This window comes from Microtetraspora malaysiensis, from assembly GCF_001528665.1.
Classification (GTDB): Bacteria; Actinomycetota; Actinomycetes; order Streptosporangiales; family Streptosporangiaceae; genus Microtetraspora_A; species Microtetraspora_A malaysiensis.
Genome location: NZ_BBYJ01000032.1, coordinates 83174 through 95377 on the forward strand (window position 1 = coordinate 83174; position 12204 = coordinate 95377).

General features: G+C 73.1%; 8 protein-coding genes. 2 read left to right on the forward strand and 6 right to left on the reverse strand.

Going from position 1 to position 12204, the window contains the following annotated elements:
- Positions 1–7 precede the first annotated feature (7 nt).
- The 6 genes from AWQ71_RS33990 to AWQ71_RS34010 form a co-directional block, all read right to left on the reverse strand.
- Positions 8–2044 (reverse strand): prolyl oligopeptidase family serine peptidase, encoded by a 2037-nt coding sequence (locus AWQ71_RS33990; protein ID WP_067141442.1) that lies wholly within the window; start codon positions 2042–2044, stop codon positions 8–10.
- Complete coding sequence (locus AWQ71_RS33995) at positions 2041–3777, reverse strand: ATP-binding cassette domain-containing protein (RefSeq protein WP_067141445.1); 1737 nt, start codon at positions 3775–3777, stop codon at positions 2041–2043. The genes AWQ71_RS33990 and AWQ71_RS33995 overlap by 4 nt, the downstream gene beginning before the upstream one ends.
- Complete coding sequence (locus tag AWQ71_RS34000) at positions 3774–5597, reverse strand: ABC transporter ATP-binding protein (RefSeq protein WP_067141448.1); 1824 nt, start codon at positions 5595–5597, stop codon at positions 3774–3776. The genes AWQ71_RS33995 and AWQ71_RS34000 overlap by 4 nt, the downstream gene beginning before the upstream one ends.
- 214 nt (positions 5598–5811) lie before the next feature.
- Positions 5812–5943, reverse strand: a complete 132-nt coding sequence (locus tag AWQ71_RS42200; RefSeq protein WP_157570739.1) for a SapB/AmfS family lanthipeptide — start codon at positions 5941–5943, stop codon at positions 5812–5814.
- 4 nt (positions 5944–5947) lie between these two features.
- On the reverse strand, positions 5948–8512 hold the full coding sequence (lanKC, locus tag AWQ71_RS34005) for a class III lanthionine synthetase LanKC (RefSeq protein ID WP_067141451.1): 2565 nt from the start codon (positions 8510–8512) through the stop codon (positions 5948–5950).
- 907 nt (positions 8513–9419) lie between these two features.
- Positions 9420–10097 (reverse strand): SDR family NAD(P)-dependent oxidoreductase, encoded by a 678-nt coding sequence (locus AWQ71_RS34010; protein ID WP_067141454.1) that lies wholly within the window; start codon positions 10095–10097, stop codon positions 9420–9422.
- Positions 10098–11219: 1122 nt separating this feature from the next.
- On the opposite strand from AWQ71_RS34010, the gene AWQ71_RS42875 reads away from it, so the two are divergent.
- Both AWQ71_RS42875 and AWQ71_RS42880 read left to right on the forward strand, forming a co-directional pair.
- A complete protein-coding gene (locus AWQ71_RS42875; protein WP_067141457.1) occupies positions 11220–11429 on the forward strand; it encodes a hypothetical protein in 210 nt (69 codons plus the stop codon).
- A 176-nt stretch (positions 11430–11605) separates the two neighbouring features.
- A partial coding sequence (locus AWQ71_RS42880) for a DUF222 domain-containing protein (protein WP_169806695.1) occupies positions 11606–12204 on the forward strand: 599 nt, incomplete at its 3' end.

A 12204-nucleotide genomic window follows, 5' to 3' on the forward strand; every position in this document is an offset into this window, starting at 1 on the left:
AACCCCACTAGGGGAAGAGGCCGGTGTGGGCGGCGAGGAAGGCGAGGGTGTCGGCGGCCAGCGCGGTGGCCCGGCTGGCGGCCCGGGCCCCGTGCCCCACGTCGCCCTCGTGCCGCAGCAGGATCGGCCGATCGTCGCCGGCGGCCCGCTGGAGCGCGGCGCACATCTTGCGCGCGTGCGCGGGATCGACGCGGGTGTCCCCGCCGAAGACGGTGAACAGCGTGGCGGGATAGTCCACGCCCTCGCGCACCCGGTGATAGGGCGAGTAGCCGAGCAGGCAGCGGAAGAGGTCCGGGTCCTCGGCCGAGCCGTACTCGCCCCGCCAGGCCGGGCCGAGGCCGGAGCGTTCGTAACGGACCATGTCGAGAAGCGGAGCCGAGCAGACCGCGGCGGCGAACAGCTCGGGCCGCTGGGTCAGGGCGGCGCCCACCAGCAGGCCGCCGTTCGACTCGCCCCAGATCCCGAGCCGGTCCGGGGCGGTCCAGCCGTCGGCGATCAGCTTCTCCGCCGCCGCGACGAAGTCGTCGAAGGTGTTCTGTTTGCGGTCCAGCATGCCCGCGCGGTGCCATTCCTCGCCCTCTTCGCCGCCGCCGCGCACCATGGCCACCGCCACCACGCCGCCGGCCTCGGTCCACGCCAGGGTGTCGGCGGCGTACGCGGGGGTCAGCGTGACCCCGAACCCGCCGTAGCCGTACAGGATCGCGGGCCTCGGCCCGTGCAGACCGGCCCGCGCGATGATGAGCATCGGCACCCGCGTCCCGTCGGCCGAGACGCAGTGCAGCCGGTGGCTCTCGATCCGCGGCTCGTCGTCGCCGGACCGCGGCCGTCCGCCCGGTACGGCGGCCCGCGCGCCCGGGCCGGGCCCGGGGGCGGTCTCACCGGTGCGGCCGTCGAAGCGCCACACCGCCGGCGGCGTGACGTGGTCGGTGTAGGTGAACCACGCCTCGCGGCCGTGCCGTACGGACAGGGGGCCGACGGACCCCGCGCCGGGCAGCGGCACGGTGCCGAGCCGCTCGCCGGTGTCCAGATCGTGGACGCCGATCTCGGCGACCGCGTGCCGGACGCGGGTGACGAGCAGCAGGGGGCGGCTCGGCCCGGTCCCGTCGAGGATGGCGAAGTCCGCGAGAACCGCCTCCGGGTCGGCCGGGACCAGGTCCTTCCACACGTCCGGCCGCTCCGGGTCGCCCACACACAGCCGCACCCGGGGCGCGTCCCGGTCGGTGACGACGTACACGCGGCCGTCGCGGGCGACGGTCAGCGCGGTCCGCGCGTCCACGCCCTCCTGCACGACCCGCAGATCCGGCTCCTCGGGACGGCCCCCGGCCAGGTCGGCCAGCCACAGGTCGTTGCGCGAGCCGAGCGACGCGGAGACGACCAGCCAGCGGCCGTCCCCGCTGATCTCCAGCCCGTACGAGGCGACGCCCTCGCGGGCGAAGACCGGGACGTCCGCCGGGACGCCCATCCGGTGCAGGAAGACGCCGCGCGGCTCGGTCCGCACGTAGAAGAAGCCGGTCCCCCCGGCCAGCCAGGCCACGGGGGAGTAGCGGCAGGGGCCGACCGGCCCGTCCACGACGCGGCGCGTCCGGACGTCCATGACGTACAGCTCGGACCGCTCGTCCCCCCTGCGCGAGATCTGGTACGCCAGGAGCCCGCCGTCCGAGTCGGGCTGCCACGCGTCGAGCGTGGTCAGGCCGGTCGGGTCGAGCACCGACGGGTCGAGGAGGAGCTGCTCGGCCGGCCCGGGCCCGGTGACGTGGAGTGCCGCGTGCTCCTGCCCCGCCGTGCGACGCAGGAAGAACGCCCGTTCGCCCCGCCACAGCGGCGCGGTGACCATGCCCGCGTCCGCCAGTTCGGCCAGCCGCGTGTACAGCCGGGCCCGGCCGGGCAGCGCGGCCGCGTGTGCCCGCCAGAGGTCGTCCTGCGCGGCCAGCCACCTCCGCGTCTCCAGGTCGTCCGGGTCCTCGAGGCGGCGGTAGGGGTCCGGTACGGCGACGCCGTGCAGCCGATCGACGACAGCCTGGCGCTCCACATAGGGATATTTCATGACACCTGCCTCACGTCGGGGGTCCACTGACCGAGCAGATCGCGGTAGAGCGGCGACACGGCGACCAGCTCGTCATGTGTGCCGAGCCGCACGCGCGTGCCGTCCATGAGCAGCACGTGCCGCGCCCGGAGCGCCGAGGTGAGCCGGTGCGCGACCACGACGAGGGTGCCCCCGCGCCGGGCGAACGCCGCCTCCGCCCGCGCCTCGGCCGCCGGGTCGAGATGGCAGGTCGCCTCGTCCAGGATCACCAGCCGGGCCGGTGACAGGTACGCCCTGGTCAGCGCGATGAGCTGACGCTCGCCCGCCGACAGGGCCGCCGGGTTGACCTCCGCCGACAGCCCGCCGAGCCGGTGCGCCAGCTCCGCCATGCCCACCTCGTCGATCGCCCTCCGCACGGCGTCCGGCGCGGCGGAGGCGAGATAGGTGAGGTTCTCGCGGAGCGTGCCCTGGAAGACGTACGCCTCCTGCGGGATCAGCACACGGGCGGCCGGATCGACGTCCCGGGCGGGCACGCCGCCGATCCTGACCTCTCCCGAGGACGGTTCGAGCAGGCCGGTGACCAGCGCCGCGAGGGTGGACTTGCCGAGCCCGCTCGGGCCGACCACGGCCAGGCGGCACCCCTCGGGCAGGACCAGATCCAGGCCGGACACCACCGGCTCCGCCTCCGGCCCGTACGCGAACGTCACGCCGCGCAGCTCGACCCGGGCGTCGCGCGGCCGGACCGTCCTCGTCCTCCGCGGCCCGGGGCGCGGTTCGCGCGGGGTGACCGCCCGGCCCCGGCCCGTTCCGGCGCGCCTCGCCCCGGGACCGGGCAGCGGCGTGGTCTCCCGGATCCTGGCGACGGACGCCGCCAGCCGCACCCCGCTGACCCCGAGCCCTTCGACGAGGCCGCCGAGCGCGGGCGCGAGCGACTGGACGACGTAGGCGAGCGTCCCGACGACCGCTCCGGCGCTCGCGCCGAGCCCGGGACCGTACGCCAGCACGAGCAGGACGGGCAGCCAGCCCGCCACGCCGAGCGACAGCGTGCGCACCGCCGTCACGCGGGCGACGCGGCGCGCCGCCACCGCCTGCGCCGCGATCGCTTGTCCGATGTCGGCGGCGACGCGGCCCTCGGCTCCGCAGGAGACGATGTCGCGCAGGCCCCCCGCCATCGCCGTCACCGACTCCGCCAGGCGCTCGTCCGCGACGAGGAAGGCGCGCTGCCGACGCGCCATGGCGGGCAGCGACAGCAGGAACACCGCCAGCCCGGCGGCGAACGGCGGCAGCACCAGCGGCAGCATGGCCGGCAGGAGCGTCGCCATGCCGACGACGACGCTCACCACGGTGAACGCGAACGACCGGACCGCCGTGATCACCGCGGCGAAGGCGTCCCTGGCCAGCTCGACCTGGAGGGTGGACCGGGCGACCGACTCCGCGCCCGGCCGCCACGGCGGCGTCACCGCGTGGCGGACGGCGCCGCCGACCACCCGGGCCAGCAGTTCGTCTCGGAACGGCTCGGCGATCGCGGCGACGGCCAGGACGGACTGCCGGGCGCCCACCGCAGCCACCAGCCACGCGCCGCCGAGCAGGGCGAGCCAGGCCAGCCCAGCGACCGGCCTGGCCGCCGCGAAGCCGTCCTCGATGGCGCGCGCGATCGCGTGCCCGATGAGCAACGAGGGCAGCGCCTCCGCGAGGGACCACCCCGCCAGCCGCGCCAGCCGGCGCGGCTCCCGGGTCACCGACCGCCAGATCACGCCCGCCCCCCGTCCGAGAAGCCGGGGACATCGGTCTGGAAGACGGCCCGATAGGCGGGGTACCGCTCCCACAGCACCTCGTGCCGGTCGTAGCCGCGTAGCCGCCCGTTCTCCAGCCACAGCACCGCGTCCGCCCTGGCGGCGGTCGCGACCCGGTGGGTCGTCAGGACGCGGGTCCGCCCGCGCAGCTCGCCGGAGAGCGCGGCGGCGACCCGGCGTTCGGTGAGGGTGTCCAGGCTGGAGGTCGCGTCGTCCAGCACCAGCAGGCGGGAGCCCTGGGCGAAGGCGCGGGCCAGCCCGATCCGCTGCCGCTCACCGCCCGACATCGGCGCCTGCGCCAGCGGCGTCGCGTAGCCCAGGGGGAGCCGCCGGACGAACTCGTCGGCGCAGGCCGCCCGTGCCGCCGGGACGAGGGTCGCGTCAGGACCTTGTGCGCGGAGACGGGGTGGTCGGTCCGCTTCCGGTTCGTCCGCTTCCGGTTCGGCCGCTTCCGGTTCGGCCGCCTCCGGTTCGTCCGCGTCCGGCTCGGCCGGGCCGGCCAGACCGAGACCGATCGCGTCGCCGACCGTGTCGCCGACCAGGACCGGCCGCTCGAACGCGTGGCCGACCGCCCGGCGCAGCGCCCTACGGGACAGCTCGCGCACGGGCACGCCGTCGAGGAACACGGTCCCCTCGGACGGGTCGGCCAGCCGACCGGCCAGCGCGGCGAGCGCCGACTTGCCGGACCCGGACCTGCCCACCACCGCGACCGCAACCCCGCCCGGGATGACGAGGTCGACGCCGCGCAGCCCGCTCCCCGAGACGCCCCGGAACTCCAGCGCTCCCGAACCGGCGGGCAGCGCGCGCCGCCCGTACGTCAGGGGAGGCTGCCGCCACAGCTCCTCGACCCGTCCGGCCGCCGACCGCGCCCTGGCCAGCCGTCCCACGTATCCGAGCGCGGAGCCGAGCCCCGCGCCGAGCACCGCGTATCGAGCCGCCGCGTACAGCTCGCCGACCGTGAGATCGCCCCCGGCGAGCCGCAGGCCGCCGACCACGAGCACCGCCACCTCAAGAAGCGGCACGACGACACCGGTGCGGACCCCGGCCTTGGCGTTCGCCTGCCACAGGCCCACGCCGTACGCGCGCAGGAGGGGGAGCGGCGCGAGCACCCGCGCGACCTCGCTCTCCGTCGTCCCGGCGGCGGCGATCGTCCGCGCGCCGGACAGCGCGGTGACCAGGCGGGCGGCGATGTCGCCCTGCACCCCCTGATATGCGGCGACGACCTCGGACGTGTCCCGCATGAAGCCGCGCAGCACGAGCACGATCAGCACGAGCCCGGCGACGAGGGTGAGCGCCGACAGCGGGTCGATGAGAACGAGCGCCACCAGGCCGCCGACCGTCGGGACCAGCAGGGACGCGCCGCTGACGATCGCCTCGGGCGCGTGCCCGGTCTCCTCGGCGTTCATGCCCAGCCTGGTGGTGAGGTCCCCTTCGGGGAGGCGGCGGGTCAACGCGGGGCCGGCGCCGAGCACGTGCGTCATGGCCCGGTGGCGCAGCCACGCCGAGGCGGCGGCGCTGGACGAGCCGGAGGCCCACACATGCAGGCTGTCGCAGACGACGACTCCGGCGAGGACCAGCGCGCAGCCGGTGACGGAGCCGATGACGGAGCCGGAGAAGACGCCGGGAGAGGTTCCAGTGATCAGCGTGTCCACGGTCCGGCCGATGACGTACGGCAGGGCAAGTTCGAGGACCGAACCGCCCACGGCCACCACGGCCAGGACGAACACCCACGGGCCGCCGTGCCGGACCGTCCGGACGACCAGCCGGTCTGCCGCCTCCATCCGTCCTCCTCACCGAGCGCGACGCTCGTCCGGGACGTCGCCGGTTCCCGAGATCCGGGGTTCCGGCGCGTGCCGTGGCTGTCTTCGGGGGTGCTCCTTCCGAGCGGGCGGCCCCGCCCGATGGGAGTCGGGCCGCAGGGGTCGGGCCCCGGGCGCAAGCACCCGGGGCCCGAGAGGCCGCCGTGACGGCGACCTTCATATGACCGGCCTCTGCTTAGTGGCAGAGAGCGATGCTGAGGTTGCTCGGCCGCCCGGACTGGCAGGTCAGCACGGTCAGCGTGCTACCGCCGCCGTTGTGGCCGCCGCCACCGGGGGTCTCCATGCCCTGAAGATCGAGGAGAACCATTCGTCTACACCTCCTTTCCTGCTCGTCGGGACGGGAGCCGCTGGCCAGGCGGCTGGCTGAAGGGGAGGAACACCGGTTCCTCGTGCAAGGCCGCGCCCAGGGCGAACAGGACGCCGGCCGTTCCTGTGGAGAAGTCCATCGAGAGCCGCAGCAGACCGTCGCCGGGGAACGCCACGCCCTCGCCGTACGGGAGCATGTGCCAGCGCAGGCCGCGGATCTGCGCGGCGAGCCCGGGATCCGACCGCCGGACCATCGCCAGCGCCGCGATCACCCCGGCCCGGCCGGTGAACAGGCCGGGCTGCACGAAGTACGCGGATCGGGTGACCGTCAGCAGGTCGTCCAGGGCGGGGCCGAGTTCCTCGTCGGCCCGGTGGAGGAGATACCGGGACAGCACCAGCGCGATGCCGACCGACCCCTCGTCCAGGTACGGAAGGTGACGCCAGCCCTGGTTCACCTGGAGCGATCCGTCCGCCGCGCGCACGCAACGCCGCAGGTCCTGGCGGATCGCCACATGGGCCAGGTCGAGCAGCCCCGCGTCGCCGGACCGCTCGTACGCGCGCAGGAAGAGCAGCGCCGGGCCGGACGAGCCGAACATCAGCCCGGCGCGCGGGTTCGCGCCGCCGCTGATCTCCGGTACGTCGTCGGGGCCGCCGAGCCGGTCGGCGCACACGTCGACCACCTCCCGCGCCCGGTCGAGGAGCGCGGACTCGCCGGTCGCCTCGCCGAGGTCCAGCAGGTTCAGCCCGATGCCGGCCAGGCCCGCGTACAGGCCCGGCCCGAGCCCCTCCCACCGCTCCCGCAGGCAGATGTCCATGACGTCGAGGGCATCCTGCCGGTGCCCGAGCCGTTCCAGGGCGTGGGCGACGCCGTGTAGGCCGTCGTAGAAGCCGAGAGCGCTGCCGGGCTCCGGCGTGACGGCGCGTTTGCGCAGCCAGTCATCATGGTCCGGGCACCGTTCCGCCCCGGTCGCCGCCAGGGCGTGGAGGACCCCGGCCGCGCCGTGCGCGAGGGTGAGCCCGCCGCCCGGACGGAACTGCGCCACGTCACCGGGGAAGAGCCGGTCGTCGCGGTCCGGCGTGGCCGAGGCCAGGATGGCGCGGCACAGCGCGTCGCGGATCTCCGGCCAGCGGCCCGGGTCGGGCGGCTCCTCCATGTCGTGGTCGCCCGCGATGGTGCGGGCCGCCTCCTCGATCGCCGCGGTGGGGACCGGGAACGTGTCCGCGACCAGCCGGGCCAGATGCCGGGCCTTGCCCGGCCGCATCGGCGCCATGATCGTCGTCTGCGGCGCGAACAGGCCGAGCCGCAGGCAGGCCAGCGCGTACTCGTCGCCCGCCACCCCGCGCCGGTCGGACGGCGCGGCATAGGCCGGATGGCCCAGCGCCGGGCGGGCCCCGTCCTCGGCCAAGGTCGCCACCTCGAAGTCGATCAGCGCCACCCGGCCCTCGTCCGTGACGAGGATGTTGTTCGGGTGGAGGTCGCCGAAGACCACGCCGCGCTCGTGCAGCGAGCCGACCGCCCGCTCCACCCGGCCCAGCATGTCCAGCGCCCACTCGGTGTACGCCGGCAGCGCGTCGGGCGCGAGGTCGGTCCGCGTGAGCGGATAGCGGTGCACGAGGAGCCGCTGCAACGGGTTGCCGTCGATGAACTCCTCCACCAGGAAGTGGTGGTCCCCGACCGTGAAGTGGTCCAGCAGCGCGGGCACCGCGTCCAGGCCGGCCAGCCGCCGCAGGATGTCGCGCTCGTGCTCCAGCCGGGCGACCGCGTCGCGTCCGGCCGCGTCGAGTCCCGCGTGCGGCCGCGCCTCCTTCAGGACCACGCGCCGTCCGGTCGCCGTGTCCCGGCCGAGATAGACGCCTCCGCCGTTGGAGAAGTGCAGCACGCTCTCGATCTCGTACGGCAGGCCCTCCACCGTCACGGCGTTGCGCGCGGCCAGGTGGGGTTCCAGGAACGCGGGCAGCTCAACCCACGGGGGCACTGAGAAGGTGGAACCCCGCACGTCCGGGACGAGCCGGCCCGCGCCGTCCTCGATCGCGAGCACCATCTCGCCGCTCGTGTCCAGGCAGCGCCGCTCGGCGAAGCCGCCGTACCGCACGAAGAGCGGGCCGCTCCCGTAGCGCAGGTCGCTGAGGATGTACGGGCCCTCGACCCCGCGCAGCAGCTCGTCCAGCTCGGTCAGGATGGTTTCGAGCCGGGCCTCGTCAGGGGGATAGATGGCGATCAGCTTGCCGCTGGACGAACGGGAGGCAGCCTTGGAGTTGTGCATCACCAGTACGGACTCGCTGCGCAGGAACTTGAACGCCACGTTCCTCGGCACGCAGTAGTCCCAGACCGTACGCACCGCCCGTTCCGCGTCGGCCAGCCGAGCGGACACGTGGATCTTCCAACCCTGCGTGGGGAGCGCGGCGACATCGGCCGGCGTGAAGTACATCCACGTGTCGGTCGCCTGATGAAACCAGCCCTCCGGAATTTCTCTCGACAAAGCGGAAAAATCCGAAATCTCTGCATTTTTCTGGTCGGGGCTGTCGTAGAACAACAAATCGGCCAGGCAGTAGAGCTCGTAGTCATCCATATGCCGCCATCTCCCTGTTTATCGCTACAGAGAGAATGGCGAATGCGCCGGTGTGGGGTCTAGTTACACCGTTCACCGATACCGTGTGCGTTTTTCACCGCCGCGATCGGTATGGCGTCATTTCACGTGCTTGGGCGCTTGTTTGCTGTACTGCTCGCCCAGCTGTTCGGCGGTTCGGCGGCTCAGCGGCTCAGCTGTTTGGTGGCTCAGCTGTGCGGTGGTGCGGCGGTGCAGAGGCCTGGAGGCTTGGTGGCTCGGCTGTGCGGTGGTGCGGTGGTGCGGCGGCTCAGCTTTTGGCGGGTTGGCGGTTCGGCGGTTCGAAGGATTGGTGGCTCGGCGGTTTGGCGGCTCGCTCGGTTGCCGATTGCCCCAGCGGGGCGGCGCCGGCCATAACGCCCGCTTTGAGGCCTGCTTTGCGACGTCGCCGCTGTCATGGATATCCGGGTGGCCATCGCGCCGGCCACTTCCAGGGAGACGTTCGTGTCACGAGCCAGGTGCGTGGCCCATGTGCGTGGCCCATGTGTGTGACATGCCTGGAATGCGAGTTATCTGTGGCCCGCGCGCTGCCCGGCCGTAGTGACACCGACGGCGTCGTCGCGGTACAGCGGTGGCGCGACGGCAACAGGCGTAGGGGCGGGTGGATTGGCGCCCGGAGGCGAAGCGTCCTCGCTGGTGGGACACACGCGGGCGCGACGATGCCTGGTGATGAAGGGGGCAGGATCTCCGGGAGCCGCCAGGGCGTGGAGCGCAGGCGGGCGGCGAGCAGCAGCGCGCGGGTGTCGGTGTACAGGTAGCTGCGCACAGGCATCTACGCGTAGACGCACAGCCTCGGTGCGTAGTAGGCGGTTCATGCCGCCGGAATGGCACCCGCACAGTCGTACCTGCGGCCCTGCTCAGGGCAAGAGGCTCAGCGCGGCGTCGGCAGTACGGACAGCTCGCAGGCGTAGGCGTCAGCCGGTGCGCTCAGTACCCAGACGATCATCGCGGCCAGTGTTTGCGGCTGGATGCACAACTTGGGATCGTACGGGCGTCCGAAGGCGCGCCTGACCTCACCCAGATGGTCGGTCGCCGTCGCTGCGGGATAGACCGTGGTGACACGTATCCCATGGGCGGCCTCCTCCTCGCGCAGTGAGTCGGCCAACTCCCGCAGCGCCGCCTTGCTGGCGACGAACGCCGACCAGCGGGGGACACCGGTCATCCCGGGCGAGGCGTTGACGAAGATCACGTGGCCTCTGGACCGCCGCAACGCCGGCAGCGTGAGCCGCGCCAACTCGGCGGCGGAGGCCACATTCACCGCCAGCGTCCGCCGCCATGTCTCGGGGTCGGCATCGGCGACGGCCTCGACGTGGGAGATCCCTGCGCAATGCACCAGCGCCTGCACGTCCCCCAGTTCCCCCGCATCCTCCAGCGCTCCCAGGGCGGCGGCCAACGTCTCAGGCTCGGCCAGATCCGCCTCAATCCCCCGCACGTTCAGCCGGGCGATGTCGCGCCCCACGGCGGTCACCCGATGCCCGGCCTCCACGAGCGCGCTGACCAGCGCCGTCCCAATCCCTCCGGTGGCCCCGGTCACCAAAACATGCCCCATGACGGCTCTCTTCCTCGACGTGCGGTAACTGATCATCATCCCTGGGGAAGTGGCGCACAACACCTGCTTTTGGCCATCGGTCTGGCCTCCTGTAGGACCGACCAACATCGCCGACGCCGACCACTACCGCAGCCATCCTGCGGACGGCCTTCAGTTACTCGGTCTCACGGCAGGAGAGCGCTTCGGTCCTGGGGTTGGCGCCGGGGCTGGCACGTGGGTGCAAGGCGCCGCAAAACCGGGCAGCGTCAGCGTTGCGACCGAGGCATTCGCTGACCGCTACTGCGCAGGTGGCCTACCCCTCGCCCGCCGCCACCTCGTGGAATCGGCAGCGATGGCGTCGGCACCGGAGGCCCCGAGCAGAGACCTCGACGCCAGAGCCCCCAACACCAGAGCCCCCAACACCAGAGACGCCGACGCCAGAGACGCCGACCTTGGCGCGCCTTCTCCGGTCTCGAATACCCACCAATCGGAATGCCGCCCACGGTGCTCACAAATAGTACAAGCGTGACTACTTAGAGTTGCCTATCGAACGCGTGAACGATATCCTCGCAGAGGCTCGACCGTCAGACCGGGAGGGGAGGTGCGAAGGGATGATGCTTTCGGGTGGTGTGCTGCTGTCGCACCGACCGGAGGACGCATCTCCGTCCCGCTCATCCGACGCGCCTTCCACGTCCCCCCGGCGGCGCGGGTCCAGGCGGCACACGCCGTTCATCGGATCCAGTCGCTTCTCCGGTGACTCCTACGGGGCGGTGCTCCTCGACCGTGCTCGCAGCGCCGGGCTCCTCGATCACGCCCGCAGCTCCGGCGGCCGTGTGGGAACCCCTGATCCCGCCCCGCACGACCCGACGCGCCTCGAGGGGCGAGCTGCGCGACGTGAGCCAGAGACGACGCAGTCGTGGGCCCGTCGGCTGCTCGGCCTTCCGGACGCGGCAGAAGAGCAGAAGCCTGATGGCGGGGAGGGGTCGCAGCGCCTCGGAGGCGATGGCGGTGCTCTTTCCGGTCGGGACGAGCTGCGGTCCGGGTACGACCGTGACGACCTGTCGGCCTGGGATGGGATCTGGCAGGGCCGCCGCTCCACCCTCGATGAGTCGTCCGTGAACCGTCCCCTGCGGGCTGGTCGGGATGGTCGGGGCGCTGGCCAGGGCATCGGCGGTGATGGCCCGGCCGCTGGTGGTGACCGCCGGGGTGCTGGTCGGGGTGCTGGTCGGGGTGGCCATGACGCAGCTAGCCGGGGCGCTGCCACCGGCCGGGGAGACGTTGGTGCAGGCGGCGCTGGCGGTGGCGGCCAGAACGGTGCTGGCCCGGATGCTGCTGGTGGTGATAGCCGGGTAGGGGACTGGCCCGATCTGAACCTGGCTGGACGCGATGTCATCGACCTGCTGGCTCGTGCCGAGCGGTTGGCCGCGGTTGCGAGGAAGGTGCCGGGCGAGACCGTGGCCGGCGCTGGGGCTGAGGCTGGCGCTGGGGCCGGTTCCGGTGCTGGTGCTGGTGCCGAGGTTGAGGTGGCGATGGCGGAGATCGTCGCCCTGGCACGGGCGATCGATCTGGCCGAAGCCGCGATCGCCGCCCGCCTCCCGATAGCCGAAGCCGGTAAAGGGCACCATCTGTTCGGGCGGCGGTCGATCGGAGCATGGCTGGCAGCCGCCACCGGGTCACGCACCGCCCGCGCCGGGGAACGTGTCACACTCTCCCGGCAACTCCCCCGCCTGCCCCACACCGCCCGCCTGTTCGCCTCCGGCCGCCTGTCATACGGGTATGCGGCGACGATCGCGTCCGCCACCCGCCACCTGGACGACGCCGAAACCGAACTGGCTGAGCCGATCCTGGTGGAGTTGGCGCAGGCGTCGGCGTCGACGGTGGAGGACGTGGCCCGCGCCGGCCACACCATCATCGAGACCATCGACCCGGACGGGAGGTTGGCGCGGGCGGCGGCCAAGACCGAACGCCAGCACCTGACGATCTCCGACACCACCGATGGGATGGGCCGCGTCAGCGGGCTGCTCGACCCGGAACTGAAGATGCAGCTGAAGACCTGGCTGGAACCGCTGGCGGTCAAAACCGACAGCACCGACCTGCGCAACCACGGCCGCCGTATGGCCGACGCCCT

Coding starts and splice junctions, on each gene's coding strand:
- AWQ71_RS42200 (WP_157570739.1), bottom strand. CDS start 5,943: ATGGTTCTCCTCGATCTTCAGGGCATGGAGACCCCCGGTGGCGGCGGC.
- AWQ71_RS42875 (WP_067141457.1), top strand. CDS start 11,220: ATGGTCGGGGCGCTGGCCAGGGCATCGGCGGTGATGGCCCGGCCGCTG.
- AWQ71_RS34010 (WP_067141454.1), bottom strand. CDS start 10,097: ATGGGGCATGTTTTGGTGACCGGGGCCACCGGAGGGATTGGGACGGCG.
- lanKC (WP_067141451.1), bottom strand. CDS start 8,512: ATGGATGACTACGAGCTCTACTGCCTGGCCGATTTGTTGTTCTACGAC.
- AWQ71_RS34000 (WP_067141448.1), bottom strand. CDS start 5,597: ATGGAGGCGGCAGACCGGCTGGTCGTCCGGACGGTCCGGCACGGCGGC.
- AWQ71_RS33990 (WP_067141442.1), bottom strand. CDS start 2,044: ATGAAATATCCCTATGTGGAGCGCCAGGCTGTCGTCGATCGGCTGCAC.